Source organism: Streptomyces sp. NPDC001056 (genome assembly GCF_053598955.1).
The window spans coordinates 154,865-180,265 of the sequence record NZ_JBSFLI010000006.1 but is presented as its reverse complement, the minus strand read 5'-3'; the positions used below and the strand labels follow the sequence as shown (position 1 = coordinate 180,265).

Annotated in this window: 27 protein-coding genes and 1 riboswitch; of the genes, 11 read left to right on the top strand and 16 right to left on the bottom strand. The window is 72.1% G+C overall.

Annotated elements, in window-relative coordinates:
* Positions 1 to 193 precede the first annotated feature (193 nt).
* The 8 genes from ACWDD7_RS10065 to ACWDD7_RS10030 all read right to left on the bottom strand — a co-directional run bounded on the left by ACWDD7_RS10065 (position 194) and on the right by ACWDD7_RS10030 (position 7,807).
* Complete coding sequence (locus ACWDD7_RS10065; protein WP_450456992.1) at positions 194 to 1,411, bottom strand: hypothetical protein; 1,218 nt, start codon at positions 1,409 to 1,411, stop codon at positions 194 to 196.
* Positions 1,411 to 2,157: an RNA polymerase sigma factor gene (locus ACWDD7_RS10060; protein WP_450456991.1), complete on the bottom strand. Its 747-nt coding sequence runs from the start codon at positions 2,155 to 2,157 to the stop codon at positions 1,411 to 1,413. The genes ACWDD7_RS10065 and ACWDD7_RS10060 overlap by 1 nt, the downstream gene beginning before the upstream one ends.
* 362 nt (positions 2,158 to 2,519) lie before the next feature.
* The gene (locus ACWDD7_RS10055) at positions 2,520 to 3,167 is read right to left on the bottom strand and encodes a hypothetical protein (protein ID WP_450456990.1); all 648 of its coding nucleotides are present in this window, start codon (positions 3,165 to 3,167) and stop codon (positions 2,520 to 2,522) included.
* Between the two features lie 30 nt (positions 3,168 to 3,197).
* Positions 3,198 to 3,818 carry an RNA polymerase sigma factor gene (locus tag ACWDD7_RS10050; RefSeq protein WP_351866150.1) on the bottom strand — a complete coding sequence of 207 codons (621 nt, stop codon included), beginning with the start codon at positions 3,816 to 3,818 and terminating at the stop codon, positions 3,198 to 3,200.
* Between the two features lie 160 nt (positions 3,819 to 3,978).
* Positions 3,979 to 4,320, bottom strand: coding sequence for a hypothetical protein (locus ACWDD7_RS10045; protein WP_351866220.1), 342 nt, complete (start codon positions 4,318 to 4,320; stop codon positions 3,979 to 3,981).
* Between the two features lie 282 nt (positions 4,321 to 4,602).
* Complete coding sequence (locus tag ACWDD7_RS10040; protein ID WP_351866153.1) at positions 4,603 to 5,142, bottom strand: hypothetical protein; 540 nt, start codon at positions 5,140 to 5,142, stop codon at positions 4,603 to 4,605.
* 91 nt (positions 5,143 to 5,233) lie between these two features.
* Positions 5,234 to 5,950, bottom strand: coding sequence for a DUF4328 domain-containing protein (locus ACWDD7_RS10035; RefSeq protein ID WP_450456989.1), 717 nt, complete (start codon positions 5,948 to 5,950; stop codon positions 5,234 to 5,236).
* A 159-nt stretch (positions 5,951 to 6,109) separates the two neighbouring features.
* Positions 6,110 to 7,807 carry a beta-N-acetylhexosaminidase gene (locus ACWDD7_RS10030; RefSeq protein ID WP_450456988.1) on the bottom strand — a complete coding sequence of 566 codons (1,698 nt, stop codon included), beginning with the start codon at positions 7,805 to 7,807 and terminating at the stop codon, positions 6,110 to 6,112.
* Between the two features lie 76 nt (positions 7,808 to 7,883).
* Between ACWDD7_RS10030 and ACWDD7_RS10025 the strand changes: the two genes are divergently transcribed.
* The 8 genes from ACWDD7_RS10025 to ACWDD7_RS09990 all read left to right on the top strand — a co-directional run bounded on the left by ACWDD7_RS10025 (position 7,884) and on the right by ACWDD7_RS09990 (position 13,940).
* Positions 7,884 to 8,456 (top strand): 2-oxo-4-hydroxy-4-carboxy-5-ureidoimidazoline decarboxylase, encoded by a 573-nt coding sequence (locus ACWDD7_RS10025; protein ID WP_392215639.1) that lies wholly within the window; start codon positions 7,884 to 7,886, stop codon positions 8,454 to 8,456.
* 183 nt (positions 8,457 to 8,639) lie between these two features.
* Positions 8,640 to 9,020 (top strand): succinate dehydrogenase, cytochrome b556 subunit, encoded by a 381-nt coding sequence (gene sdhC / locus ACWDD7_RS10020; RefSeq protein WP_078967379.1) that lies wholly within the window; start codon positions 8,640 to 8,642, stop codon positions 9,018 to 9,020.
* A gap of 5 nt (positions 9,021 to 9,025) precedes the next feature.
* A complete protein-coding gene (locus ACWDD7_RS10015) occupies positions 9,026 to 9,508 on the top strand; it encodes a succinate dehydrogenase hydrophobic membrane anchor subunit (protein ID WP_180329749.1) in 483 nt (160 codons plus the stop codon).
* Between the two features lie 19 nt (positions 9,509 to 9,527).
* The gene (gene sdhA, locus ACWDD7_RS10010; RefSeq protein ID WP_392215641.1) at positions 9,528 to 11,282 is read left to right on the top strand and encodes a succinate dehydrogenase flavoprotein subunit; all 1,755 of its coding nucleotides are present in this window, start codon (positions 9,528 to 9,530) and stop codon (positions 11,280 to 11,282) included.
* Positions 11,282 to 12,061, top strand: coding sequence for a succinate dehydrogenase iron-sulfur subunit (locus tag ACWDD7_RS10005; RefSeq protein ID WP_285562563.1), 780 nt, complete (start codon positions 11,282 to 11,284; stop codon positions 12,059 to 12,061). Before sdhA ends, ACWDD7_RS10005 begins: the two co-directional genes overlap by 1 nt.
* Before the next feature lie 96 nt (positions 12,062 to 12,157).
* Positions 12,158 to 12,685 (top strand): hypothetical protein, encoded by a 528-nt coding sequence (locus tag ACWDD7_RS10000; RefSeq protein ID WP_351866164.1) that lies wholly within the window; start codon positions 12,158 to 12,160, stop codon positions 12,683 to 12,685.
* Between the two features lie 54 nt (positions 12,686 to 12,739).
* On the top strand, positions 12,740 to 13,150 hold the full coding sequence (locus tag ACWDD7_RS09995; protein ID WP_351866167.1) for a VOC family protein: 411 nt from the start codon (positions 12,740 to 12,742) through the stop codon (positions 13,148 to 13,150).
* Between the two features lie 37 nt (positions 13,151 to 13,187).
* Complete coding sequence (locus tag ACWDD7_RS09990; protein ID WP_351866170.1) at positions 13,188 to 13,940, top strand: TetR/AcrR family transcriptional regulator; 753 nt, start codon at positions 13,188 to 13,190, stop codon at positions 13,938 to 13,940.
* On the opposite strand, the gene ACWDD7_RS09985 is transcribed toward ACWDD7_RS09990, so the two are convergent.
* Both ACWDD7_RS09985 and ACWDD7_RS09980 read right to left on the bottom strand, forming a co-directional pair.
* Positions 13,941 to 15,500, bottom strand: a complete 1,560-nt coding sequence (locus tag ACWDD7_RS09985; RefSeq protein WP_450456987.1) for an ABC transporter substrate-binding protein — start codon at positions 15,498 to 15,500, stop codon at positions 13,941 to 13,943. It abuts the gene before it with no gap.
* A 213-nt stretch (positions 15,501 to 15,713) separates the two neighbouring features.
* Positions 15,714 to 15,962, bottom strand: coding sequence for an SCO4848 family membrane protein (locus ACWDD7_RS09980; protein WP_351866175.1), 249 nt, complete (start codon positions 15,960 to 15,962; stop codon positions 15,714 to 15,716).
* A 79-nt stretch (positions 15,963 to 16,041) separates the two neighbouring features.
* Here ACWDD7_RS09980 and ACWDD7_RS09975 point away from each other — a divergent pair, with 79 nt between their 5' ends.
* Positions 16,042 to 17,262 carry a D-alanyl-D-alanine carboxypeptidase family protein gene (locus ACWDD7_RS09975; RefSeq protein WP_351866177.1) on the top strand — a complete coding sequence of 407 codons (1,221 nt, stop codon included), beginning with the start codon at positions 16,042 to 16,044 and terminating at the stop codon, positions 17,260 to 17,262.
* Here ACWDD7_RS09975 and ACWDD7_RS09970 read toward each other — a convergent pair.
* Positions 17,210 to 18,121, bottom strand: a complete 912-nt coding sequence (locus ACWDD7_RS09970) for a YihY/virulence factor BrkB family protein (RefSeq protein WP_450456986.1) — start codon at positions 18,119 to 18,121, stop codon at positions 17,210 to 17,212. The genes ACWDD7_RS09975 and ACWDD7_RS09970 overlap by 53 nt on opposite strands.
* Before the next feature lie 160 nt (positions 18,122 to 18,281).
* On the opposite strand from ACWDD7_RS09970, the gene ACWDD7_RS09965 reads away from it, so the two are divergent.
* Entirely contained in the window at positions 18,282 to 19,037 is a 756-nt protein-coding gene (locus tag ACWDD7_RS09965) for a decaprenylphospho-beta-D-erythro-pentofuranosid-2-ulose 2-reductase (RefSeq protein WP_450457060.1), read from the top strand.
* Between the two features lie 7 nt (positions 19,038 to 19,044).
* Here ACWDD7_RS09965 and ACWDD7_RS09960 read toward each other — a convergent pair whose 3' ends face one another.
* The 5 genes from ACWDD7_RS09960 to ACWDD7_RS09940 form a co-directional block, all read right to left on the bottom strand.
* Positions 19,045 to 19,629: a 2'-5' RNA ligase family protein gene (locus tag ACWDD7_RS09960; protein ID WP_450456985.1), complete on the bottom strand. Its 585-nt coding sequence runs from the start codon at positions 19,627 to 19,629 to the stop codon at positions 19,045 to 19,047.
* 202 nt (positions 19,630 to 19,831) lie between these two features.
* Positions 19,832 to 20,848: a tryptophan--tRNA ligase gene (gene trpS / locus ACWDD7_RS09955; protein ID WP_450456984.1), complete on the bottom strand. Its 1,017-nt coding sequence runs from the start codon at positions 20,846 to 20,848 to the stop codon at positions 19,832 to 19,834.
* Positions 20,849 to 21,012: 164 nt separating this feature from the next.
* Positions 21,013 to 22,464: a glycine hydroxymethyltransferase gene (locus tag ACWDD7_RS09950; RefSeq protein ID WP_450456983.1), complete on the bottom strand. Its 1,452-nt coding sequence runs from the start codon at positions 22,462 to 22,464 to the stop codon at positions 21,013 to 21,015.
* Between the two features lie 33 nt (positions 22,465 to 22,497).
* Positions 22,498 to 22,586, bottom strand: a riboswitch (ZMP/ZTP riboswitch).
* 241 nt (positions 22,587 to 22,827) lie between these two features.
* Complete coding sequence (locus ACWDD7_RS09945) at positions 22,828 to 24,012, bottom strand: glutathionylspermidine synthase family protein (RefSeq protein WP_450456982.1); 1,185 nt, start codon at positions 24,010 to 24,012, stop codon at positions 22,828 to 22,830.
* Positions 24,013 to 24,024: 12 nt separating this feature from the next.
* Entirely contained in the window at positions 24,025 to 24,384 is a 360-nt protein-coding gene (locus ACWDD7_RS09940; RefSeq protein WP_450456981.1) for a hypothetical protein, read from the bottom strand.
* Between the two features lie 117 nt (positions 24,385 to 24,501).
* On the opposite strand from ACWDD7_RS09940, the gene ACWDD7_RS09935 reads away from it, so the two are divergent.
* A complete protein-coding gene (locus ACWDD7_RS09935; protein ID WP_450457059.1) occupies positions 24,502 to 25,347 on the top strand; it encodes a DMT family transporter in 846 nt (281 codons plus the stop codon).
* Positions 25,348 to 25,401 lie beyond the last annotated feature (54 nt).

The following is a 25,401-nucleotide window of genomic DNA, read 5'->3' as shown; positions in this document are numbered from 1 at the left end:
GGGGAACATGTCCCGCCCGCGCCAGGGCACGAGCCGCGGGTACGGGGGGAACCCCGGCTCAGTGCTACGGCCGATGACCAGTCGGCTCACTCAGTACTGCGCCCCGGGGTTCAAAAGTGTCACACCCTGCGCGGAAAAACTTTCGCGACTTCCTAAAAGGGCAGGTCAGAGGGGTGGTGGCGATCAAGATTGCTCAGGGAGCGGGGGCGGGAGCCGGAGGGGGCGCGGGGGTCGGCGAAGGGGAGGCGGGGGACGCGGACCTGCCGTGGCCGCGGCCGGAACCGCCGCGGGAGCCGCCTCCCGGGCCACCCCCGGGGCCATCGCCCGAACCGGGTGCGGGGCCGCGCGGGGCGGGTGCGGGGCCGCGCGGGGCGGGTGCGGGGCCGCGCGGGGCGGGTGCCGGTACGGCGGGGCCGCGGTGCCGGATGCGCTCCTTGCCGATGCCGGTGCCGCCACCGTTTCCCGTACCGCCGCCGTCGCCGGGGTGGCTCTCGTCGTCGCCGCCCGCGCCGTTGCCGCCGTTACCGGAGCCCTGACCCGCTTCCTGGCGCCGGCCGCCGCTGTCGCGCCTCGTGCCCTGGGCCGGGCTGCCGATGGCGTGGTCGCCGGTGGACAGGACGAGCTTGCAGTACTGGCTCAGCCGGGCGGAGCCGCCCGCGAGGTGCTCCAGGGCGCGTCTTCGGTCGGCGTTCAGTCCGGCGCCGGAGCGCAGATCGCGGCAGGCGCTGACGGCGCCCTCCCAGCGGCCGCCGGGCGTGGCGGTGCCGGTGCGGGGGTGGGCGCTCGTGCCCGGACGGCCGTCCGTTCCGCCGCCGTCGGCCCGGTCGCCGCCGTCGGGGCGACCGGAGTCCGCGCCGCCGGGGGCACCGGGGGCACCGGGGCCGCCGGACGCCTGCGGGGCGGCCGTGGCCGGCGGGCGGTCCGCGGTGTCCGTGGTGGCGGTGGCCGCGGGACCGGGCCGCTCCCGGTCGAACGGCGTGGGCAGCACCCCGGTGCCGGCGGCCACGGCGACCCCGCCGAGCGTGCCGGCGGCCACCACCGCGGCGAGCGCGAGCCGCACCGGGCGGCCCCAGCGGGGGCGGCTGACTCCGGCGCGGGTCGGGGCGCCGCCGCGGATCGCACCCGCGTCGTGTCCCCGCGCGCCCGCGCGCCGGCCGGTGCCGCCCGCGGCGAGGGCGGCCGTGCGCTCGTCCGCCGCGGCCTGGCGGGCCTTGCGGAACGCGGCCAGGGCGGCCTGTTCGCCAGGGAGTTCGTGGGGGGCCGGGGCGGCCTCGGCGGACAGTGCGCCGAGCATCCGGGAAAGGCGTTCCGCCTGGTCACGGGCGGAGGGGTCGACGGCTTCCAGAGGCTCACCGCGCAGCAGGCGTTCCGCCGTCTCCCGGTTGAGCCACTTGTCCTGCTCGTCGGCCATCACATGTCCTTCTGCGTCCGCGTGCGCGTATGCGTCACAGTGGCGGACGTCACCGCGCCTCGGCGCGGTTCTCGTTCGGGGTCCTGCTGGGGTGCTCGCTCGCGCTGCCGCTGGGCTTCTCGCCGGGAGGCCCGCCGGGGTGGCTGCTCGGGGTCCCGCTGGGGCGGCAGCGCGTCGAGCACGCCCGCCGTCTCGGGGTCGTCGCCGAGCATTTCGGCGAGCCGTTTCAGGCCGCGGTGCGCGGCGGTGCGGACGGCGCCGGCGCGTTTGCCGAGGGTCTCGGCCGCGGTCCTGGCGTCCAGTCCGACGACCACGCGCAGCACGACCGCCTCGGCCTGGTCCTGCGGGAGCCGGGCGATGAGGGAGAGGGTGCTGCCGGTGGTGAGCGCCTCGATGGCCTCACCGGCGGTGTCGGACTCGGCGGCGCGGCCGGTCAGTTCGGTCTCGTCGCCGCCGATCGCGGGGCGGCGGCCGCGCATGCGTATGTGGTCCAGGGCCCGGTTGCGGGCGATCCGCGCGGCCCAGCCGCGGAAACGGTCGGCGTCGCCGCTGAACCGGTCGAGGTCGCGGGCGATCTGCAGCCATGCCTCGGAGGCCACGTCCTCGGCGTCGGGATCGCCGACGAGCGTGCGCACGTACCCGAGCAGCCGTGGATGCACCGCGCGGTACACCGAACGGAACGCGCTCTCGTCTCCGCCCTGTGCCGCACGCACCGCGGCGGTCAGCTCCGCGTCGTCCCCCAGCACCGCACTCCCTTTACGCCTGTCTCCTGGTCGGCGCGAATGGCACGTTACGGCGTGAAACCTTGCCCCGTCCATGTCCGTAGAAGATGCAACTAACTCGTGACCGGGTGCGGGTGTGCGCAGGGTGAGCACCGGAGAGGACTGAGCGCGGCCGGGGTGTGACAGAAAACGCACCCGCGGCGCTGTAGAGAGTACGGGTCGCCGAGCGGCCCTCAGAGCGACGGTCGGGGCCTCTCCTGTGGGGGGTGGCGGCCCCGGCCGTTGCCCTTAGCGCGGGCCGGGGACCGGCCGGCCGGGGCGCCATGGCCCCGGAAAGCGTCACCCCGCGCCAAGCGGCACCCTCTCGCCGGAGGGGGCTCCTTACCTCACTTCTTGCGACTGCCCCGCGTCGAACTCGCCTCACCCGCGCCCGATCTATCCGCGTTCCGGGCCGCGCAGTAGGCCGCGACCTTCTCCTGGCCGCCCGCCGCCGCGACGAGCTGTCGCCAGGCCGTGGCGTCCAGGGCGTGGCCCCGCCGGGCGGCCTTCTCGAAGGCCTGGCAGTGGGCCCGGGTGTCCTGGGCGGTGGCCGGGTGAGCGGAGGGGGGTTCGGATTCGGCGGGCGGGGGTGGTGTCGCGGTGGACGGCGGGGCGGTGGACGGCGGGGCGACGGACACCGGGGGCGTCGCCGTCGCGGAGGGGTGGGGCCGACGCGCCCCCTGCTCGTCCCGGTGGTTTCCGGAGACCCCGATCGCTGCCGTGGCGACGCCGCCCAGGGCGAGGGAGGCGAGGGCCAGGGACAGGGCGGTGCGCAGGGAGCGGCGGGGGGACGCCGGGGTGCGCCAGTCGTCGCGGAGGCGGGTCCGCGGCGGGCGGGCGCCTGGGGTGCGGGCGGTGCGGAAGGCGGCGACGGCGCGGTGCTCGGCCTCGGGGTCGGGGTCGTACGCGCGCAGGGCCGCGCCGAGGCGTGCCTCGACGTCGAGGGTGCCGTGCCGGTGGCCGGGCGGTCCGTCGCCGCCGTTGCGTTCAGCCATGTGCGATTCCGTCCTCGTCCCCCGCGCCGTTCACTTCGACTCCCCCAGCGTGCCGGGGCCCGCATCCGTCACACCCGGCTCCGGGGCCAGGGTGCGGCCGAGGCGTTTCAGGCCGCGGTGGGCGGCGGTGCGGACCGCGCCGGGGCGTTTGCCGAGGACGCGGGCGGCGGCGGGGCCGTCGAGGCCGACGACCACCCGCAGCAGCACCGCCTCCGCCTGGTCCCGGGGCAGCGCGCGCACCAGCTCCAGGGCGCGCGCGGTGGACAGGGACTCAAGCGCCTGGTCGTGGGTGCTGTTCGGGGCCGCCCGGTCCAGCACGTCCTGGTCGAGCGCGGTCGTACGGGGCCGGGCGCGGCGGCGGCGCAGATGGTCCAGGGCGCGGTGGCGGGCGATGGTCGCGGTCCAGCCGCGAAAGCCCGCGCCGTCGCCGGTGAACCGGCCGAGGTCCCGGGCGATCTCCAGCCACGCGTCGGCGGCCACGTCCTCCGCGTCCTCGCCGACCAGTCCGCGCAGATAGCCGAGGAGGCCGGGCTGCACGATCCGGTAGGCCACCGCGAAGGCGGCCTCGTCGCCGTCCTGGGCCCGCGCGACGGCCGCGCCCAGCTCCCCGTCCCGCGGCCACCGGCTGCGGGGTTCCCCTCCCTGGCCCAAGACCGTCCTCGTCGTGCCGAGTTCATGGCCACCGCATGGCGCGTCCCGCACGGTGCGACACGCTCCGGCCGTGTCTTTCGCCCTCCACGGTCATCAGCGTCCGCCCGCACGGAAGTGTCACAGCGGAAGGACAGGCACCGGGATCGCGACGGACGGTCCGTCAGGCGTCGGCGGTCGCGTCCCGGCACAGCAGGCGCAGCGAGCCATGGCCGGTGAAGCAGCGCCGGGCCTCCTCGATGGGGTCCCAGAGCCGGCCGTCGGGCGTGCGCACCCAGTGCTCGCCGCCGGTCGCCCACCACTCGCCGCCGGTGCGGCGCACGACCACCTCGCCGGCGTAGGCACCGAAGCCGCGCAGCACGCTGTCGACCGCCTCGATCGGCGCGCCTTCGCGTCGTATCTCCTCGATCACCCGGTCCACGCGCCACAGGCTCTGTGCCGAGTAGTCGAGCCGCACCCGGGCGCCCTCGCGCATGGTCGCGACCGCGTCCGCCGCCCAGCGCACCGGCTTCGCGGCGGCGTGGGGCCTGGTCTCCTGCGGGGCCGTCCGCTCGTCGGCGGGCCGCCGGAACGGCTCGGGGTCTGCCGCGCGGTCGGTCACGCGGTGGGGCGGTCGGTCGGTCGCTTCGGCCGGCACGGCGGCTGTCACATGGGCGTTCACATAGGGAAGAGCGAGCGGGGCGGGCATTTCGTCACCCGTCGCGGAAGTGTTTCGCCAACCGTCGCAGGACCGCCCCACCGCCACCGCACGACCGGCACACCCGGGCACAACTCCCCGGTGCGGCCCTCACGCCCCGGTCTCCGGCACCCCCCGAGCCCTGCGCGAGACCACCGCGCGCAGCACCCGGCGTCCCTCGCCCGACACGTCGAGGGCTCGGCGCAGGCCCTGCTTGCCGTGGCCTTCGAGGAGCTCCAGGACGGTGAGCTGGCGGCGCAGCTCGGCGGCGACGAGCGGGGAGGGCGCCCCGGCGTCCTCCGGCTCGCCCTCGGCTGCGGGGTCGAGCAGGCGGTGGACGCGCAGGGAGGCGGCTGAACAGGATTCCGCCCAGGGGCGTACGGCCTCGGCGGTGCGCTCGGCCGGGACCGTGTCCAGCATGTGGCGGACGAGCCGCGCCGCCTCCTCGTGCTCGCCGTCGCCGGCCCCGAGCGCGCCCCGCGCCTCCTTCAGACGGCCGCCCCAGTCCGACCCGTCGGCGAGGCTCCCCCACAGCGGGCGCAGCACCTCGTCGTCGCCGTCGAGCAGCGGCAGGCACCGATCCAAACAGGCCAACCCACTGGCGGCCAGTCCCCGCTCGTCGGCCCGCGCGATCCGTTCCTCAAGGCTCATGAAGCCTCCCTGGTCTGGGCGCCGACCGGTACGGAGCCCGCACTTCCCCTTACTGCGTGCAACCGGGCGGAAGTGTCACAGCCATCGAGTTTCAGCCAAAGACGGGCGCGGCGCCGGGGAACGCGCCGAGCCGGTGCCGCTGCATCCGGGTCAGGTGCAGGACGACCACGATGGCGAGCATCGCCGCCGCGGCGTCGAGCGCGTCGGAGGACAGCATCAGCCGGGCGGCGTCACCGATCTCGTCGGGGGTGTGGGCGGCGTCGTACTGCCGGGACGCGGCCCGGCCGACGAGGAGGCCGATGACCCACAGGGTCCACCAGGCGTTGACCGCGGTGGTCCGCACGCGCGCGCCCGGGGGGACGCTGGCCGTCCAGACGTCCAGGACGACCCGGCGCGGGAACCACAGGTTCACGATCGGCACGAACCAGCCGGCGATGACCCAGCCGCGCTTCATACGGTGCCCGTACGGCTCGAACACCTCGGCGTTCAGCCGTGCCCGCCACAGCCAGCACAGATAGACGACCATCGTGGCCACCAGGGTGACGCCCTGCGTGACGCCGGCCGCGTTGTAGAGCGTGTCGGTGCGGCCGGCCCGGCGGATCAGGCGCTCGTCGACGCCGCCGAGGAGATCCTGGGCGACGTTCGCCTCCATCTGGTCCGCGAAGCAGGCGAACAGGTCGGCGGCGACGACCAGTCCGAGCAGGACGACCGTGGCCAGGCCGAGCCCGGCGGGCGAGCGCAGCCGGGCGCCGAGCGGAAGCGGCGGGGACGGAGCGGACTGGGGCGGGACGGGCATGGGCGTGGCCATGAGTGGGATTCCCCCGAGGTGAAGACGGTGACCGGCGGGCGGTGGTGTACGGCGTACGGCGGCCCGCCGGAAATGCGAACACAGGAAGATACGACCGGAGATCACTCCGTGTCCACGGAATACCCACGGTTTCCCCGGGTCCCCCGCGGCACCGGCCCCTCAGCCCAGCCGGTTCGCCAGGGACGTGAAGTCCGCCCAGGAGAGCGCCGGTGTGCCCGGGTCCCACAGTTTCTGGACGGTGGCCCGCAGCGGCATCCGGATGCCGGCCGCGATCTGGTCCGGTGTCTGGGCGTCGGGGAAGTCGCCCCACACCGCGAAGGTGCCGCCGAGGATCTGGCTGTCGTACCGCGCCGGGACGGCGGTGGTGCCGCGCACCACCCGCGGGGTCCACTGCTCGTAGATCCGCCGTCCCGTCGGATAGACGAAGGTCTGCGGCTGGCCGAGGACGTAGTAGAGGAACTCGTCGTTGTAGTTGACCAGCTTGCGGCCGGCGGCGAGATAGTCCTCCGGCGGCCGGGCGCCGATCTCCTTGCCGGTCCAGTAGGCGACCTGGAGGTCGCCGGCCGGCCGCACGGCGGAGGCGCTGCGGTAGAAGCCGTCGTTCCAGGCCCGCAGCGTCCTGTCGTGGGCACGGACGGTGGCGGCGCGGTCGTTGAGCCAGCCGGTGGCGAGGTCGGCGACGTTGCCGCTCGCGCCGAACCTCTGCCGGGCGGCCGCGGCCAGCTGCGGATAGGCGGTCTCGGGGTTCCTCGCCATCAGCGCCTGGTACTCGTCGCCGCCCAGGTGCCACTGGCCGCCGGTGAACAGGCCCGCGTACTCGTTCAGCAGGTCGTCGACGAGCTGGGCGGCGGCGGGCTTGGAGATGTCGATCGCGCCCCTGGTCACCACGCCGTTCGCGTTGCGCAGCCGGAGATCGGGGTGGGCGGCGAGGACCGCGCCCAGGTGCCCCGGCGAGTCGAGTTCCGGCACGACGGTGATGTGCCGGCTGTCGGCCAGCTCCACGATCCGCCTGACCTGCGCCTTGGTGAGATGATCCGGGGAGACGATCTCCGGGTGGGTGCTGGACTCGATGCGGAAGGCCTGGTCGTCGGAGAAGTGCAGCCCCAGTTCGTTGTACTTCAGGTCCCCCAGCTCCCGTATCCGGTCCTCTATCCAGGACTCGGAGTACGGCTTGCGCGCGATGTCCAGCATGAAGCCGCGCACCGGCTTGGCCGGCTCGTCGCGCACGACGCCCTCCGGCGCCGTGCCGCCGCCGTGGACCTCCTGCTTCAGGGTGCGGGTGCCGTAGAAGACGCCCGCCCGGCCCGGCCCGCTGATGTCGACCCGGCCGCCCTGGACGGTCATGGTGTACGACTCCGGGTTGCCGCTCCCGCCGCCCAGGGACAGCCGTACGTCGCCCGCCCTGGTGTCGTTCTTCCGGCCGGCGTAGCTCATCCCCAGCTCACCGGCGATCAGCCGGCCCTCGTCGGCGAGCGCCGGGTCGGCGATCACCACGCGGTCGCCGTGCCGCGGCCGCCAGCCGGGCCCGCGCGCCGGGGTGTGCGAGCGCACCGCCGGGATCGTCTGCGGCGCCCGGGACATCGGGTACCACCGGGTGGGCGACGGGCTCGTCTCCGCGACGGTCGCCTGCCCGGAGGAGCCCTGTCCGCCACCGCCGGACGCGGCCCACACCCCCACACCCGTACCGAGCGCGACCGTCCCGACCACCGCGGCCGCCACCGCCGTCCGCTTCCGCTTCACCTGTTGCGCCGTCGCCCGGCGCCTGTGCTGGCTCACTCGGCCAACGTAAGGCCCCTCGCCACTCGAACGATCACCCGAGCATTCACAAACTCTCCCGTCCGGGTGAATTTCAGGCATCGCGCGGACACAGAGTTACCACTCTCGATAACCTGACGACACACCTTTCACAGCATTCCCCTGCCACACACCACCTGTGACGCGAGGACCCACGCTGCCCGCCCACCGCCTGCCGCATCTGCCCCGGCCCCTCGACGCCTTCAACGTGGCCCGTGCCACCGAGGTCCGGGCCCTTCTGCTGCGCTGCCTGCACAGCCCGCGCTGGTCCCACCGCCTCGCGGCCCACCGCCCCTACCCCGATCTGGACGCCCTCCTGGCCGCGGCGGACGAGGCGGCGTACGACCTGTCCCCGGCGGACATCTCGGAGGCCCTGTCCCACGAGTCCCTGCCGGAGCTGCCCGAGGACACGTACTCCGCCGCCCATATGGCCCTGGACGCCGCGCACGCGGCGTACGAGGCGCGATTCGGGCATGTGTTCGTCATCTATCTGGGCGACATCCCACCGGCGGAGGCACTCGACCGCACTCTTGAGCGCATCCGGTCACGATTGACAAACGATCCGGAGGAAGAGCGGCTCATAGCGGCGGAGGAACTCCGGCACCTCGCCAAGGGGCGACTGAGCACCTGCCTCAGGGGCGCGGGGCCCTGTCTGTCTGCGGCTCCGCCGCGGGGCGCGGCCGGCGCGAACGCGTCCGCACCCGGCAGATGACAGGACGGGCCACCCGTACCGGCTAGCCCAACCGCGTGCCAGTTTGATCACACAGGTAGGCCCCCTGTAAGCCTCACGGCGTCACACGGATACCATGCTGGGGGCCGGTGGACCGTACCCGGCCGGGCCCGACCGACAGTGAAGCCGGCGCGGCCCTAGTCCCCGCTCCCGGAGGGTTCTTCCGTGCCGGCTGGAACGCTGTACCGCGGCCGGGAAGGAATGTGGTCCTGGGTGGCTCACCGAGTCACCGGCGTCCTCATCTTCTTCTTCCTGTTCGTTCACGTGCTGGACACCGCTCTCGTGCGTGTGTCCCCCGAGGCCTACGACAAGGTCGTGGCCACGTACAAGACGCCGATCGTCGCGCTGCTGGAGTACGGCCTCGTCGCCGCAATCCTCTTCCACGCGCTCAACGGTCTGCGCGTCATCGCTGTCGACTTCTGGTCGAAGGGCCCGCGCTATCAGAAGCAGATGTTCTGGACCGTGATGGGTGTCTGGGTCGTGCTCATGCTCGGCGCGATCTACCCCGTGCTCGGCCACGCCGCTCGTGTTCTGTTCGGGAGCTGACGCCGATGTCTACCACTGAGACCACCGCCTCCGGGGTCGGCCCCGTCGAGGGTGCCGCCGTCTACAACGTGGACAACCCGGCCCCGCTGATCGAGGCGCCGCGCAAGCGGACCAAGAAGACCCCGAAGTCCACCCGCGGCAACTTCGAGCTGGCGGCGTGGCTGTTCATGCGCCTGTCCGGCATCGTGCTGGTCGTCCTCGTCATCGGCCACCTGGTCATCCAGCTGGTGCTGGACGGCGGCGTCTCCAAGGTCGGCTTCGCCTTCGTCGCCGGCCGCTGGGCGTCCCCCTGGTGGCAGGTCTGGGACCTGGCCATGCTGTGGCTCGCCATGCTGCACGGCGCCAACGGCCTGCGTACGGTCATCAACGACTACGCCGAGCGGCCTGCGTCCCGCATGTGGCTGAAGGCCCTGCTGTACACCGCCACGGTGTGGACCATCCTGCTGGGCACGCTGGTGATCTTCACCTTCGACCCGAACATCCGCTAGGCACGGGGCTGCGAGAATCATGAAGATCCACAAGTACGACACCGTCATCGTCGGCGCCGGGGGCGCGGGCATGCGTGCCGCCATCGAGGCGACGAAGCGCAGCCGCACCGCGGTGCTGACCAAGCTCTACCCCACCCGCTCCCACACGGGCGCCGCGCAGGGCGGTATGGCCGCCGCGCTCGCCAACGTGGAGGAGGACAACTGGGAGTGGCACACCTTCGACACGATCAAGGGCGGCGACTACCTGGTCGACCAGGACGCCGCCGAGATCCTGGCGAAGGAGGCCATCGACGCGGTCCTCGACCTGGAGAAGATGGGCCTGCCGTTCAACCGGACGCCCAAGGGTGAGATCGACCAGCGCCGCTTCGGCGGTCACTCCCGCAACCACGGCGAGGCCCCGGTCCGCCGTGCCTGCTACGCGGCCGACCGCACCGGCCACATGATCCTCCAGACGCTGTACCAGAACTGCGTCAAGGAGGGCGTGGAGTTCTTCAACGAGTTCTACGTCCTGGACCAGCTGATCACCGAGGTCGACGGCGTCAAGAAGTCGGCCGGTGTCGTCGCCTACGAGCTGGCGACCGGCGAGATCCACATCTTCCAGGCGAAGTCGGTCATCTACGCGTCCGGCGGCACCGGCAAGTTCTTCCGGGTGACCTCCAACGCGCACACCCTGACCGGTGACGGCCAGGCCGCGTGCTACCGCCGCGGTCTGCCGCTGGAGGACATGGAGTTCTTCCAGTTCCACCCGACCGGCATCTGGCGCATGGGCATCCTGCTCACCGAGGGCGCCCGCGGTGAGGGCGGCATCCTGCGCAACAAGGACGGCGAGCGCTTCATGGAGAAGTACGCTCCCGTCATGAAGGACCTGGCGTCCCGTGACGTCGTGTCCCGCTCCATCTACACGGAGATCCGCGAGGGCCGCGGCTGCGGTCCCGAGGGCGACCACGTGTACCTGGACCTCACCCACCTGCCGCCGGAGCAGCTGGACGCCAAGCTCCCGGACATCACCGAGTTCGCGCGCACCTACCTCGGTATCGAGCCGTACACGGACCCGATCCCGATCCAGCCGACCGCGCACTACGCGATGGGCGGCATCCCGACCAACGTCGAGGGTGAGGTCCTGGCGGACAACACCACCGTCGTGCCGGGTCTGTACGCGGCCGGCGAGGTCGCCTGCGTGTCGGTGCACGGCGCCAACCGCCTGGGCACCAACTCGCTGCTGGACATCAACGTCTTCGGCCGTCGCGCGGGCATCGCCGCCGCCGAGTACTCCCACAAGGCCGACTTCGTCGAGCTGCCGGAGAACCCGGAGTCCTTCGTCGTCGAGCAGATCGAGCGGCTGCGCAACTCCACCGGCAACGAGCGGGTGGCCACGCTGCGCCGCGAGCTGCAGGAGACCATGGACGCCAACGTCATGGTGTTCCGCACCGAGCAGACGATCAAGACGGCGGTCGAGAAGATCGCCGAGCTGCGCGAGCGCTACAAGAACGTGTCGATCCAGGACAAGGGCAAGCGGTTCAACACGGACCTGCTGGAGGCCATCGAGCTGGGCAACCTGCTCGACCTCGCCGAGGTCATGGCCACGTCGGCGCTGGCCCGCAAGGAGTCCCGCGGCGGTCACTACCGCGAGGACTACCCGAACCGCGACGACGTCAACTTCATGCGCCACACCATGGCGTACCGCGAGGTGGGCGACGACGGCACCGAGTCCATCCGTCTCGACTACAAGCCGGTCGTCCAGACCCGCTACCAGCCGATGGAGCGTAAGTACTGATGGCTACCCCTGTTCTGGACAAGGCGGACGCGGCGGGCCGGCCCGAGCCCGGCTTCGCCGACTCCCCCTACATCACGGTCACCTTCCGGATCCGCCGGTTCAACCCGGAGGTCTCGGCGGAGGCCGTCTGGGAAGACTTCCAGCTGGAGATCGACCCGAAGGAGCGTGTCCTCGACGGCCTCCACAAGATCAAGTGGGACATCGACGGCACCCTCACCTTCCGCCGCTCGTGCGCGCACGGCATCTGCGGCTCGGACGCGATGCGGATCAACGGCAAGAACCGCCTTGCCTGCAAGACGCTGATCAAGGACATCAACCCCGAGAAGCCGATCACGATCGAGGCCATCAAGGGCCTGACGGTCCTCAAGGACCTGGTCGTGGACATGGAGCCGTTCTTCCAGGCGTACCGGGACGTGATGCCGTTCCTGATCACCAAGGAGACGAACGAGCCCACGCGTGAGCGCCTCCAGTCCGTGGAGGACCGGGCCCGCTTCGACGACACCACCAAGTGCATCCTGTGCGCCGCGTGCACGTCGTCCTGCCCGGTGTTCTGGAACGACGGCCAGTACTTCGGCCCGGCCGCGATCGTCAACGCCCACCGCTTCATCTTCGACTCGCGTGACGAGGCCGGGGAGCAGCGTCTGGAGGTGCTGAACGACCGCGACGGCGTGTGGCGCTGCCGTACGACCTTCAACTGCACCGACGCATGCCCGCGTGGCATCGAGGTCACGAAGGCGATCCAGGAAGTCAAGCGGGCGCTGATCACCCGCCGCTACTGACGCGTCGCCTGGCACAATACGAGGGCCGTTCCTCCGTTCGGGGGAACGGCCCTTCGTCTCTATCCGAGCCTTTCAGCACACACCGGGGGCACCAGCGTGACCGAGCAGAACCCGTACCAGAGCGGCGCCGGCGACTGGGGCCCCGGTCATCCGCCCGGGCCGTCCGACACGCCGCCGCCCGGGTACGGATACCCCGCCCCGGGCGCGCCCGCCCAGGGATACGGCTTCCCGCAGCAGCCGGCGGCGCCCGGGGCGGGCGCGCCGGTGCCGGTGGGCGGCGCACCCGTGCTCGCCATCGGCGACATCACGGTGATGGGCGATCAGATCATCACCCCGGCCGGGCAGTTGCCGCTGCGCGGGGCGATATGGAACGCGACGGACATGTCGCACACCGAGGAGAAGATACCGACGCACGCGATCGTGCTCGCGATCGTGTTCTTCCTGTTCTGCCTGCTCGGACTGCTCTTCCTGCTGATGAAGGAGAGGAAGACCACGGGCTACATCCAGGTCACCGTGACCAGCGCGGGCCGGCACCACCAGACGATGATCCCGGCGCACGGTCCGGAGACGTTCCCGGCGATCATGGGGCAGGTCAACTACGCCCGCTCGCTGAGCAGCATGTGACCCGACGGCCCGGTCATCACGGAATCCCGGGGGACGGCGCTCTAATCTGACGACATGTCAGACGAAGGGTCGTACGAACTGCTCGGGTTCGACAACGTACTGCTCCCCGTCGGGGACCTCGCGGAGGCCGTCGGGTTCTACGAGCGGGCCGGGTTCGGGGTGGGGTTCCGGTTCGACGAGGCCGGTATCGCGCTGCTCAGGGCGGGGGCGGAGACACCCGGCATCCTGCTGCGGGTGGAGGAGGCGCTGGGCCACCGCAGTCCGCCGTGGCCCTCGCCGCGCGTCTGGCTGGAGGTGCCGGACGCGCGGGTGGCTGCGCGGCGGCTGGTCGCCGCGGGCATCCGTCCGGTGGACGAGGTGTTCCAGACGGCGACCGGGTGGACGGTGGAGATCGCCGATCCCTGGGGCAACGTGGTCGGTCTCACCGACTACACCCGGCGGCCCGAGCTGGGGCGCCGAGGCTGAGGCGGGCGTTCGCGCGGCACTGGTTAGGCTCTGTGACGTGCCCGTGAAGAACGACGGTCCCGAGGCGGCCGGTACCCCCAGCAGCAAGTCCGAGCAGACCCGTGCGCTGATCCTGGAGACGGCCATGCGGCTGTTCCGGGAGCGGGGGTACGACAAGACCACCATGCGGGCGATCGCCCAGGAGGCGGGGGTCTCCGTCGGCAACGCGTACTACTACTTCGAGGGCAAGGAACACCTGATCCAGGGGTTCTACGACCGGATCGCGGCCGAGCACCGGCAGGCGATCCGAGGCATCCTGGAGCGGGAGACGGATCTGGAGGCGCGGCTCGCGGGGGTGCTCACCGCGTGGCTGGACATCGCCCGGCCGTACCACGAGTTCGCCGTGCAGTTCTTCAAGAACGCGGCCGATCCGGACAGTCCGCTGAGCCCCTTCTCCCAGGAGAGCGAGCACGCGCGCGAGCTGGCGATCCAGGTGCACCGGGAGGTCCTGGCCGGCTCCAGGGCCAAGGTCCCGGAGGAACTCCGCGACGTGCTGCCGGAGTTGATGTGGCTGTCCCAGATGGGCCTCATCATGTACTGGATCTTCGACCGCACCGAGAACCGCGAACGCAGCTACCGCCTGGCCCGCCGCGGCGCCCGCCTCACCACCCGCGGCGTCACCCTCTCCCGCTTCCGCGTCCTGCGCCCCCTGGTCCTGGAGGTCCACGAACTGTTCACGGACTTCCTGCCGGGGATGACGAGACTGCTGCCGGCACCGGGCGCGGGGCGGGAACGGGACCAGGACGGCTGATCAGATCCAGTTCAGCCGCCACAGGCGGTACACGCCCGTGCCGTCCATCAGGTACTGGCCGCCGCCGACGTCCTCCGAGGTGACCGTGTAGTCCTTGCGCTGCCAGAGCGGGATCAGGGGGACGTCCGTCGCGATGGTGGACTGGATCTGCTCGAAGTCGGAGGCGGCGCGGCTGCGGTCCGCGTACTGCTGGCTGTCGCGGATGAGCTGGTCGACGGTCTTGTTGCTGTAGCCGGTGGCCATGGTGGAGCCGGTGCCGACGAGGGGCTGGCCGAAGGTGTCGGCGTCGGGGTAGTCCGCGACCCAGCCGACGGCCCAGGCGTCGAGCTTGCCCGCGGCCATCCGCTCCTGGAAGTCCGTCCACTCGTAGCCCTTGACGTCGACCTTGAACAGGCCGCCCGCCTCCAGCTGCTTCTTCAGCGCCGCGGCCTCCTGCTCGCCGGGCCCCTGGCCCTTGCCGTAGGCGAAGGTGAAGCGGACCGGCAGGCTCACCCCGGCCTGGGTGAGCAGGGCGCGCGCCTTCTGCGCGCTCCGCGTCGGGTAGGTGTCGAAGAAGGACGTGGTGTGGCCGGTGATGCCGGTCGGGATCAGGGAGTACAGCGGGTCCACCGTGCCCTGGTAGACCGTGGCCGCCAGCTCCTCCCGGTTGACCAGCCAGGCGACCGCCTGCCGCACCCGCACGTCGTGGAGCGGGGAGTTCGTGCGGGTGTTCAGGTACAGGTTGCGGGTCTCGGACGTGTCGGACTCGGTGACCCGTTCGTTCGGGTCGCTCGGGTTCATCCGGGCGAGCACGTTCGGCGTCAGCGTCCGCGAGGCCACGTCGACGTCCTTGGCCTTCCACGCCGCGTCGAGCTGGGCCGAGTCGGTGTAGTACCGCAGGGCGATCGGGCGGCCGGTGGAGCCGAGGTAGCCCTTGTAGCTCGGGTTCGGCGCGAGGCGGGCCTGCTTGTCCTTGGTGTACGAGGTGAGCCGGTACGGGCCGGTGCCGTCGACCGAGGAGTCCTTGCGCAGGGTGTTCGCCGGGTAGGTGTCCCGGTCCACGATCGCGCCCGCGCCGGTGGCGACCTTCAGCGGGAAGGTGGCGTCCGGCGCCGACAGATGGAAGGTGACGGTCCGCGCGTCGTCCGCGGTCACCGAACGGAGCAGGGCGAGCAGCGACGACGGACCCACGTCGGAGTTGATCCGCTTGACCCGGTCGAAGGAGAACTTCACGTCCTCGGCCGTCATCGCCCGCCCGCTGGGGAAGGTGATCCCGTCCCGCAGGGTGCACCGGTACGTCTTCAGGTCGCTGCCGGCGAAGGCGCAGCTCCTGGCCGCGTCCGGCACCGGCTCCACGCCGTCCGGCTCGAACGTCATCAGTGTCTGGAAAACGTTGCTGAACAGGGCCCATGACCCCGCGTCGTACGCCCCGGCCGGGTCGAGCGACGTGACCGCGTCCGTCGTCCCGACGGTGATGGTCCTGTTCTTGTTCTCCTGCGAAGGCAGCAGTTGCCAGCCGCCGATACCCACGATCCCCAGCACGAGCAACGTCACGAGTATCCGCATGCGAACCGATCGCATGGTGGTGCCCTCCCCAGACCCTTGCCGGGCCCTACCCCTGGTCAGCACAAATCGAGCCACTCCCCTAAAGTGACGCGGCTCACCTAATCACAGGTGTTTCGGCATGGGAAGGGCTTTCTGACCAGTTGTGGAAGAACTTGCCCAAGACATTGTCTCCGCTCGGCATCCGCCGAGCCTTCACAACTCATCCATAGCTGAGAGGAGAGATTCCGGTCACATGGGCGACGGCTCCCGGCGCAGGGCCCGCAGACCGCGCAACCCGATGACCCCGATGACCGTCCCCAATACGAAGGAGACGATCGCCAGCAGCAGGTGCACCCAGAAGTAGGCGGTCGGATGGCCGTCGTGGAAGGCGAGCCCGCTGCCGTCCTTGACCAGGTTCTTTACGAAAGTGACCCAGATGAACCAGCTCCACACCCCGAAGGCGAGCAGGAACCAGGAGACCGGGCGGCTGAGTTTCATACCTCCAGTATCCGGTGCCCGCTTTCGTCACCGGGGCTGGGGCGGGGCTTGCCGGGCCGGTACCGGTACGTTCTCGGTCGTGCCCGCATCCACGAAGACCGCCCGGCGATCACTGCTGGTCGGCGCCGCGACCCTGCTGTCCCTTGCCGCCACCGCGCCCGCCGCCCTCGCCGTCCCCACAGCCGGCAGGACCCCGGCAGCCACGCCCCCGGCCCGCATGTCGGCCCTCGGCGGCGCCCGGCTCGGACAGCCCGGCACCCAGGTGAACCTCGCGCCCGGCGTCCCCGTGCTGCCGAAGGACCTGACCGCGCGCTCCTGGATCGTCTCCGACGCCGAGTCGGGCGAGGTGCTGGCCGCGCACAACGCGCACTGGCGGCTGCCCCCGGCCTCCACGATGAAGATGCTGTTCGCGGACACCCTGCTGCCCCGCTTCCCGCGGACGGCGGAGCACAAGGTGGCCGCGCGGGACCTCGCGGGCATGGGCGACGGCTCCAGCGTGGTCGGCATAAAGGCGGGCCGCACCTACAGCGTCCGCGACCTGTGGCTCGGGGTGTTCCTGCGCTCGGGCAACGACGCCGTGCACGTGCTGTCCGCGATGAACGAGGGCGTCCCGCAGACCGTCAGGGACATGCAGGCCCACGCCGACGAGTTGCAGGCCCTGGACACCCATGTGGTCTCCCCCGACGGCTACGACGAACCGGGGCAGGTGTCGTCGGCGTACGACCTCTCGCTCATCGCCCGCTCCGGGCTGCAGAAGAAGGACTTCCGGGACTACTGCTCCACCGTGAGCGCCGAGTTCGGGGGCGAGACGATCCGCAACACCAACCGGCTGCTCAGCGGCGACACCGATGTGCCCGTCTACCAGGGCATCGCGGGCGTGAAGAACGGCAACACCACCCACGCGGGCGCCACCTTCACCGGGGTCGCCGAGCGCGGCGGCCGGGTGCTGCTCGTCACCGTGATGAACCCGCAGAAGCACGAGCACAACGAGGTCTACAAGGAGACGGCGAAGCTGTTCGACTGGGGTTTCCAGGCGGCCGGCAAGGTCACGCCGGTGGGCGAGCTGGTGCCGCCGAGGAACGCCGGACCGACGAGTGCGCCGAGCGGCTCCCCGGAGGCGTCCGCCCCCGCCGGTCGGGCCGGTTCCAAGCCGGTGGCGGCCGCCACGACCGGCTCCCGCGGGATCGGCACCGCGCTCGCCGTCGCGGGCGGGCTGCTCGTGCTGCTGGTGGGCGGGGCCTTCCTGGTCAACCGTCGGTGGCCGCTGCCGGATCTGATGCGCCGACGGCCGCGGCCGTGACCTTCGCCGTCCCGCTCGGCGTGGCCGTCCAGGCGGCGCAGAACAGGACGAGTTTCGCGGTGAAGTCGATCCACAGCAGCAGCGCCACGGGGACGCCGAACGCGCCGTACACGCTCTTCGCGGCGACCCCCTGGATATAGCCGCTGAGCAGCAGTTTCAGCAGTTCGAAGCCGACCGCGCCGAGCAGGGCCGCGAGCACCAGGCGGCGGCGCGGCGGCTCCACCCCGGGCAGCAGGGTCAGGACGTAGAGCAGCACGAGGAAGTCGGCGAGCACGGCGACGGCGAAGGCGGCGGCCTGCAACAGCGCGCCGCCCCAGCCGTGCTGGGCGAGCCCCAGCGGTCCGGAGACCTTGCCGACGAGGGCCGAGGCGAGCGTGGACGCGGCGAGGGTGACCAGCAGGGCGCCACCGAAGCCGATCAGGATGGCGGCGTCCTTGGCCTTGGCGACCAGCGGGTTCTGCTCGGGGTCCGGCAGCTCCCAGACCGCGCGCAGACAGGACCGCACCTGGCCGACCCAGCCGACGCCGGTGAACAGCAGCACGGCGCCCGCGATCACGCCGACGGTGCCGGCGTTGTCGACCAGCGAGGTGAGGTCGAGCCGGCTGGAGATGACGCCCGGGAACTGCTCGGCGATCTTGTGCTCGACGGTCCTCTGCTGCGCCGGGCTCATGGTGGCGGCGGTGACCGCCGCGGCCACGGTGAGCAGCGGGAACAGCGCCACGAAGCTGACGAACGTCATCGCCGCCGCCAGCCGGGACCACTTCACGCGGTCGAGCCGCTCGTACGCCCGCCACGCGTGCGTGGCCGTCAGCCAGATCACCAGCGGCCCGATGACGGGCAGTCTCTTGAGCCAGTCCATGATCCGTTTCCTGCCCTCCGCGCGACATCCCATGTCCGGGTACCCGCGACCACGCGCGGGGCGGAGCCGGCCATCCCACCTTCGGGTGATTTTCGACCCGGCCAGGTGACGTTCAGGGACGAAGGGCGCACAGGCTGACGATACGGTCACGGGCATGCCTGTGAAGGACGCCCCCGCCCCGCCCCAGTCCCTGCTCGTCCTCGGCGGCACCTCCGAGATCGGGCTCGCCACCGCCCGCCGGCTGATCGCCCGCGGCGCCCGCACCGTCCGGCTGGCCGGCCGCCCCTCCCCCGCCCTGGAACAGGCCGCCGAGAGTCTGCGCGCGCTCGGCGCGGACACCCGCACGGTCGCCTTCGACGCCCTCGACCCCGCCTCCCACGAGACCGTGCTCGGCAAGGTCTTCGCCGAGGACGCCGTCGACCTGGTGCTGCTCGCCTTCGGCGTCCTCGGCGACCAGGCCCATGACGAGCGCGAGCCGCTGCGCGCCGTGCGGGTCGCCCAGACCAACTACACCGGGGCGGTCTCCGCGGGCCTCGTCGCCGCGAGCGCCCTCCAGAGCCAGGGCCACGGCGCGCTCGTCGTCCTCTCCGCCACCGCCGGCGAACGCGCCCGCCGCGCCGACTTCATCTACGGCTCCAGCAAGGCGGGACTGGACACCTTCGCCCAGGGCCTCGGCGACGCGCTGTACGGCACGGGCGTACGGGTGATGGTCGTGCGACCCGGGTTCGTGCGCACGCGGATGACGGCGGGACGGGCCCGCGAACCGTTCGCCACGACCCCTCAGGCGGTCGCCACCGCGATCGAACTGGGCCTGCGCCGGGGCTCGGAGACGGTGTGGGTGCCGGGGTCGCTGCGGCTGGTGACGGCCGTGCTGAGGCACCTGCCGCGGGCGCTGTTCCGCCGGCTACCGCTGTGAGGCGCGCCTACCGGCTGGCGATGGTCCCGCGGCCGATGCCGGCGGGGCCCGCCTGGGGCGGCACGACGGAGCCGCCGAAGGTGTACTCGTGCAGCTTGCGCCAGACGGCGTCCGCGCCCTGCTCATAGAGCGCGAACCCGGTGCACGGCCACTCGGCCTCGAAGTCGGCCAGCTCCGCGAAGGCGCGGTCCATCGCCGCGTCCTCGATGCCGTGCGCCACCGTGACGTGCGGGTGGTACGGGAACTGGAGCTCACGGGCGCAGGGACCGGAGCCCTCGCGGACCCGCTGCTGGAGCAGGGCACAGTCCTCGGCGCCCTGCACGACGCGGACGTAGACCACCGGGGAGACGGGCCGGAAGGTGCCCGTGCCGTGCAGCCGCATCGGGAACGGGCGACCGCAGGCGGCCACCTTGCCGAGGTGCGCCTGGACGACGGGCAGCGCGGCGCGGTCCACCTCGGTCGGCGGCAGCAGGGTGACGTGCGTGGGGATGCCGTAGGCCGCGGCGTCGCCGAAGCCCGCGCGCCGCTCCTGGAGCAGGCTGCCGTGAGGCTCCGGAACCGCGATCGACACGCCGATCGTTACGGTCCCCACGTCGTCTCCTGTCGTCGCGTCCGTCGTCTACTCGGCCGACTCGTACGGGCCTTCGGCTTCGACTGTACGGCCATGGATGTCCTGTGGGCAGGCGCAACGGAAGTGATGTGCAGCGCTCTGCCCACCTGGGTGTGCGAACGGTCGCGCGCCTGCGCGCCGGTCCCGTGCTCCTCGGCGCGGGCCGTGCCGTTCCGTGCCTCGTTCAGTGCTTCGCCGGCAGGAAGCCGACGCGGTCGTACGCCTGGGCGAGGGTCTCGGCGGCGACGGCGCGCGCCTTCTCCGCGCCCTTGGCGAGGATCGAGTCGAGCGTCTCCGCGTCGTCCAGGTACTGCTGGGTGCGCTCGCGGAACGGCGTCACGAACTCCACCATGACGTCGGCGAGGTCGGTCTTGAGGGCGCCGTACATCTTGCCCTCGTACTCCTGCTCCAGCTGCGCGATCGACCTGCCGGTGAGCACCGAGTAGATGGTGAGCAGGTTGGAGACACCGGGCTTGGCCTCCACGTCGTAGCGGATCACGGTGTCGGTGTCGGTGACCGCGCTCTTGACCTTCTTGGCGGTGGTCTTCGGCTCGTCCAGGAGGTTGATCAGGCCCTTCGGCGTGGACGCCGACTTGCTCATCTTGATCGACGGGTCCTGGAGGTCGTAGATCTTCGCCGTCTCCTTGAGGATGTACGGCGCCGGGATCGTGAACGTCTGCCCGAAACGGCCGTTGAAGCGCTCGGCCAGGTCCCGGGTCAGCTCGATGTGCTGGCGCTGGTCCTCGCCGACCGGCACCTGGTGGGCCTGGTACAGCAGGATGTCCGCGACCTGGAGGATCGGGTACGTGAACAGGCCGACCGAGGCGCGCTCGGCGCCCTGCTTGGCCGACTTGTCCTTGAACTGGGTCATCCGGCTGGCCTCGCCGAAGCCGGTGAGGCAGTTCATCACCCAGGCCAGCTGGGCGTGCTCGGGGACATGGCTCTGCACGAACAGGGTGCAGCGGTCCGGGTCCAGACCGGCGGCGAGGAGCTGGGCGGCGGCGAGGCGGGTGTTGGCCCGCAGCTCCTCGGGGTCCTGGGGGACCGTGATCGCGTGCAGGTCGACGACCATGTAGAAGGCGTCGTGGGTCTCCTGGAGGGACACCCACTGGCGAACGGCGCCGAGGTAGTTGCCGAGATGGAACGAGCCGGCGGTGGGCTGGATGCCGGACAGCACGCGGGGCTTTTCAGCAGAGGCCATGTCCCCATTCTCTCATCGGCTGAGGGTGGGATCGGCCCGTGCGGCGGGGGTGGTGCGGGGGCGCGGGAGGCCGCGGGTCGGCCGTGGCTCGTCGCGCCCCGCGGCGGAGCCGCGTGTCGCACACGGCCCCGCGCCCCCGGGTCGAAAGCACCTCGGGGCGTTCGTCAGCCCAGGTCGACTTCCGGGTACAGCGGGAAGCCCGCCACCAGGTCCGTCGCCCGCTGGGCGATCTCCTGCGACACCTTCTCGTCCAGGACGTGGGCGGCCTTGGAGGGGGCGCCCGACTTGGTGGTGCCCGGTTCCGTGGTCGTGAGCACGCGGTCGATCAGGCCGGCGACCTCGTCCATCTCGGTCGTGCCGAGGCCGCGGGTGGTCAGGGCGGGGGTGCCGACGCGGATGCCGGAGGTGTACCAGGCGCCGTTGGGGTCGGCCGGGATGGCGTTGCGGTTGGTGACGATGTTGGAGTCGAGGAGCGCGGCCTCGGCCTGGCGGCCGGTGAGGCCGTAGGAGCCGGCGACGTCGATCAGGTTGAGGTGGTTGTCGGTGCCGCCGGTGACGAGGGTGGCGCCCCGGCGCATCAGGCCCTCGGCCAGCGCGCGGGAGTTGTCCACGACGCGCTGGGCGTAGTCCTGGAAGGAGGGCTGCCGGGCCTCGGCCAGGGCGACCGCCTTGGCGGCCATGACGTGCGGCAGCGGGCCGCCGAGGACCATCGGGCAGCCGCGGTCGACCTGGTCCTTGAGGGAGTCGTCGCACAGCACCATGCCGCCGCGCGGGCCGCGCAGCGACTTGTGGGTGGTGGTGGTGACGATCTGGGCGTGCGGAACCGGGTCGAAGTCGCCGGTGAGGACCTTGCCCGCGACGAGACCGGCGAAGTGCGCCATGTCGACCATGAGGGTCGCGCCGACCTCGTCGGCGATCTCGCGCATGGTCCGGAAGTTCACCAGCCGGGGGTACGCCGAGTAGCCCGCCACGATGATCAGCGGCTTGAACTCGCGGGCCTGGGCACGCAGCGCGTCGTAGTCGATGAGGCCGGTCGCCGGGTCGGTGCCGTAGGAGCGCTGGTCGAACATCTTGCCGGAGATGTTCGGGCGGAAGCCGTGGGTGAGGTGGCCGCCGGCGTCCAGGGACATGCCGAGCATCCGCTGGTTGCCGAAGGCCTGGCGCAGCTCGGCCCAGTCGGCTTCGGTGAGGTCGTTGACCTGGCGGGCGCCGGTCTTCTCCAGGAAGGGGGCCTCGACCCGGTCGGCGAGCACGGCCCAGAAGGCGACGAGGTTGGCGTCGATGCCGGAGTGCGGCTGGACGTAGGCGTGCCGGGCGCCGAAGAGTGCGCGGGCGTGCTCGGCGGCCAGGGACTCGACGGTGTCGACGTTGCGGCAGCCGGCGTAGAAGCGGCGGCCGACGGTGCCCTCGGCGTACTTGTCGCTGAACCAGTTGCCCATCGCGAGGAGGGTCGCCGGGGAGGCGTAGTTCTCGGAGGCGATCAGCTTGAGCATCGCGCGCTGGTCGGTGACCTCCTGGCCGATGGCGTCGGCGACGCGCGGCTCCACGGCGCGGATCACGTCGAGGGCGGCGCGGAAGGCGGTGGACTCGGTGGACAGGGGCTGCTGCTCTGGCATGGGGACCTCCGGACGGCGTGCGTTTCAGCGTTCACGTTCGGCCCAGGCGCACGGCACTGTTTCCCGCAAGGCCGCTCCCCGATGGTCCGTCCCATCCCAGCGCGCCAGTCACGGCCCGTGGCTCAGCGTACCGGCCGCGCCGGAGGGCGGAGATCCGGCGTCCACCATGCGGGCGAGGGCGTGGACGGCTCGTCGAGGGCCGGGCGCAGGCCGCGGTGTACTCGGCGGGCGTCGCCCACGTCACCCGGGCCATGGCCCGCCACGGCCTGCGGCGCCCGGTCTGCGTGACCTCCACCGTGCTGTTCGACGGACCGGCCCCGGGGAGGACGCCCACGAACGGGCGTTCCCGGACGTGCGCCGGCGTCAGAGGATCACGTGCGGCACGAAGCGGGCGTACTCGTCCGTGACGGGGCCCGCGGACTCGCGGATGCCGAGGCCCGCGGGCTCGTCGTCGATGACCCAGGCGCCGAGGACGACGTGGTTGCCGTCGAAGGTGGGCAGGGGGGCGAGTTGCTGGTAGCAGCGGGCTTCGGGGTGGTCGGCGGGTGGGGTGCCCGGCGGGTGCAGGGTGATGCCCTCGCCCTCGCGGCCCAGGAGGGGCTTGGCGACGTAGCCGGTGGTGGTGGCGAGGTCGCGGGGGCCGTCGAGGTGGGCCGGGAGGAGGTTGGGGTGCCCGGGGTGGAGGTCCCACAGGACGGCCAGGAGGGCCTTGTTGCTGAGGAGCATCTTCCAGGCGGGCTCGATCCACAGGGTGCTGCCGGTGCCGCCGCCGTTGTCCAGGGTGTCCAGGACGTGGCCGCCGAAGGCGTCGGTGGTGAGCCATTCCCAGGGGTAGAGCTTGAACAGGGCGCGGATGAACCGGAGCCGGTTGTCCACGAAGCGGCCGGAGAGGGTGTCCCAGCCGATCTCCTCCATGGCGAGCCAGTCGGTGTCCAGACCCGCCTGCTCCGCGGTCTCCTTCAGGTAGGCGACCGTCATCAGGTCCTCGCCCAGCTCGTCGGCGGCGGAGTGCGCGAAGTGCAGCGGGCTGCCGGGCGGCAGCAGCGCGGCCTGCCTGCGCCAGGAGTCCACCAGGCGTTCGTGCAGGGAGTTCCACTGGTCCGCGCCCGGGAAGCGGTCCTCCATCCAGAACCACTGCGGGGAGGCGGCCTCCACCAGGGACGTGGGGGTGTCCGCGTTGTACTCCAGCAGCTTGGCCGGGCCCGTTCCGTCGTAGCGCAGGTCGAAACGGCCGTAGAAGGAGGGCAGTTCGGCACGGCGGTGCCAGGACTCGGTGACCGCGGCGGCGACCCGCGGGTCGGTGATGCCGAGGTCGGCGAGGCGGTCCTCCGCCACGATGTGCTCGGCGGCCGCGAGGCACATGGCGTGCAGCTCGGCGACGGTCTCCTCCAGCGCCTCGACCTCGGGGAGCGAGAAGACGTAGTACGCGCTCTCGTCCCAGTACGGACGCAGGCTTCCGTCGGGGTGCCGGGTGAGCGGGTAGATCAGCCCCTGCTCCTCGACGGTGCGCTGCCAGCCGGGACGCGGGGTGGTGGTACGGCGTTCCATCCGATGCCCCGGTCAGCCGCCGGAGCTGTGCGAACCGCCGCCGAAGCCGCCGCGGTGCACCCCACCGGTGCCGTGGTGCGTCGAGGAGTGGCTCGTGGAGTGCCCGGAACCGTGGCGCGGCTCGGTGAAGGAACCGCCGTCCACCCAGGAGCCCTTCTTCTTGCCGCCGTAGTACCAGGCGCCGTCCCCCGTCTTGACGGAGCCGCAGTTCTTGTTCGAGACGACCTTGTAGCCCTTGGCGTAGTTGTAGCTGTCCTGGTCCACGCAGCGCTTGTCCGGCTCCGACGAACAGGCGGTGAGCGCGGCGGCCAGCAGCCCGGCACTCCCCAGCACCACCGTGCCCGAGCGCAGCCGTCGCCTGGTTTCGGCCATGTTCTCGTCTCCCCCGTGTGCGATGTGCGGTGCGCCAAGCCTAGAGATGGGTGAGAGAACCGGCCAAGGGGGGTGAGCATGACAGGACTCGCTTAGAGTCCCTTTGTGCTCTTTGGAATGGTGTGCGCCCTTGGCGCGGCGGTCTGTTTCGGTACCGCGACGGTGTTGCAGGCGGTCGCGGCGCGGCAGGCGGGGCCGGGTGGGGGCGGTGAGGCGGCGCTGTTGCTGCGGGCGTTGCGGCAGTGGCGGTACCTCGCGGGGCTCGCGCTGGACGGGCTGGGGTTCCTGTTCCAGATCGCGGCGCTGCGCTCGCTGCCGATCTACGCGGTCGGCGCGGCCCTCGCGGCCAGCCTCGCGGTGACGGCGGTGGTCGCGGCGCGGCTGCTGCGGGTGCGGCTCAGCGGCACCGAATGGGGTGCGGTGGGCGTGGTGTGCGCCGGGCTCGCGATGCTGGGGCTCGCCTCCGGGCCGGAGGGCGCGCGGGCCGGGTCGGACGTGCTGCGGTGGGTGATGCTCGCGGTGGCGGTCGGGTTGCTGCTGCTCGCGTTCGCGGGCGGGCGGTTGTCCGGGAGGTCGCGGGGGCTCGTGCTGGGGCTCGGGGCCGGGTTCGGGTTCGGGGTGGTCGAGGTGTCGGTCCGGCTGATCGACAGCCTCGCACCGGGCACGCTGCTCACCAACCCGGCCGCCTACGCCCTGGTGATCGGCGGGGGTGCCGCCTTCATGCTGCTCACCTCGGCCGTCCAGCGCGGCTCGGTCACGACGGCGACGGCCGGGATGGTGATCGGCGAGACGATCGGTCCCGCCGCGATCGGCGTCGTCTGGCTGGGCGACCGCACCCGCGAGGGCATGGCCTGGCTGGCCGTCCTGGGGTTCCTGGTGGCGGTGGCGGGAGCGCTGGCGCTGGCGCGGTTCGGGGAGACGCCGGTGGAGGAGGCTGCGGCCGAGGGGGCGGGGGTCGGCTGAGGGGGCCGGCCGTGCAGAGGCGGTCGTCCATGAGGGTCGTTCAACCGCGGCTTC

Excerpts from the sequence above, each read along its gene's own strand:
- ACWDD7_RS09945 (WP_450456982.1), bottom strand. The coding sequence starts at position 24,012 with ATGGAACGCCGTACCACCACCCCGCGTCCCGGCTGGCAGCGCACCGTC.
- ACWDD7_RS09950 (WP_450456983.1), bottom strand. The coding sequence starts at position 22,464 with ATGCCAGAGCAGCAGCCCCTGTCCACCGAGTCCACCGCCTTCCGCGCC.
- ACWDD7_RS10030 (WP_450456988.1), bottom strand. The coding sequence starts at position 7,807 with ATGCCTGAAATTCACCCGGACGGGAGAGTTTGTGAATGCTCGGGTGAT.
- ACWDD7_RS09995 (WP_351866167.1), top strand. The coding sequence starts at position 12,740 with ATGTCAGACGAAGGGTCGTACGAACTGCTCGGGTTCGACAACGTACTG.
- ACWDD7_RS10035 (WP_450456989.1), bottom strand. The coding sequence starts at position 5,950 with ATGGCCACGCCCATGCCCGTCCCGCCCCAGTCCGCTCCGTCCCCGCCG.
- ACWDD7_RS09980 (WP_351866175.1), bottom strand. The coding sequence starts at position 15,962 with ATGAAACTCAGCCGCCCGGTCTCCTGGTTCCTGCTCGCCTTCGGGGTG.
- ACWDD7_RS09985 (WP_450456987.1), bottom strand. The coding sequence starts at position 15,500 with ATGCGATCGGTTCGCATGCGGATACTCGTGACGTTGCTCGTGCTGGGG.
- ACWDD7_RS10040 (WP_351866153.1), bottom strand. The coding sequence starts at position 5,142 with ATGAGCCTTGAGGAACGGATCGCGCGGGCCGACGAGCGGGGACTGGCC.
- ACWDD7_RS10005 (WP_285562563.1), top strand. The coding sequence starts at position 11,282 with ATGGCTACCCCTGTTCTGGACAAGGCGGACGCGGCGGGCCGGCCCGAG.
- trpS (WP_450456984.1), bottom strand. The coding sequence starts at position 20,848 with ATGGCCTCTGCTGAAAAGCCCCGCGTGCTGTCCGGCATCCAGCCCACC.
- ACWDD7_RS10055 (WP_450456990.1), bottom strand. The coding sequence starts at position 3,167 with ATGGCTGAACGCAACGGCGGCGACGGACCGCCCGGCCACCGGCACGGC.
- ACWDD7_RS09970 (WP_450456986.1), bottom strand. The coding sequence starts at position 18,121 with ATGGACTGGCTCAAGAGACTGCCCGTCATCGGGCCGCTGGTGATCTGG.
- ACWDD7_RS09935 (WP_450457059.1), top strand. The coding sequence starts at position 24,502 with ATGGTGTGCGCCCTTGGCGCGGCGGTCTGTTTCGGTACCGCGACGGTG.
- sdhA (WP_392215641.1), top strand. The coding sequence starts at position 9,528 with ATGAAGATCCACAAGTACGACACCGTCATCGTCGGCGCCGGGGGCGCG.
- ACWDD7_RS10015 (WP_180329749.1), top strand. The coding sequence starts at position 9,026 with ATGTCTACCACTGAGACCACCGCCTCCGGGGTCGGCCCCGTCGAGGGT.
- ACWDD7_RS10065 (WP_450456992.1), bottom strand. The coding sequence starts at position 1,411 with ATGGCCGACGAGCAGGACAAGTGGCTCAACCGGGAGACGGCGGAACGC.
- ACWDD7_RS09940 (WP_450456981.1), bottom strand. The coding sequence starts at position 24,384 with ATGGCCGAAACCAGGCGACGGCTGCGCTCGGGCACGGTGGTGCTGGGG.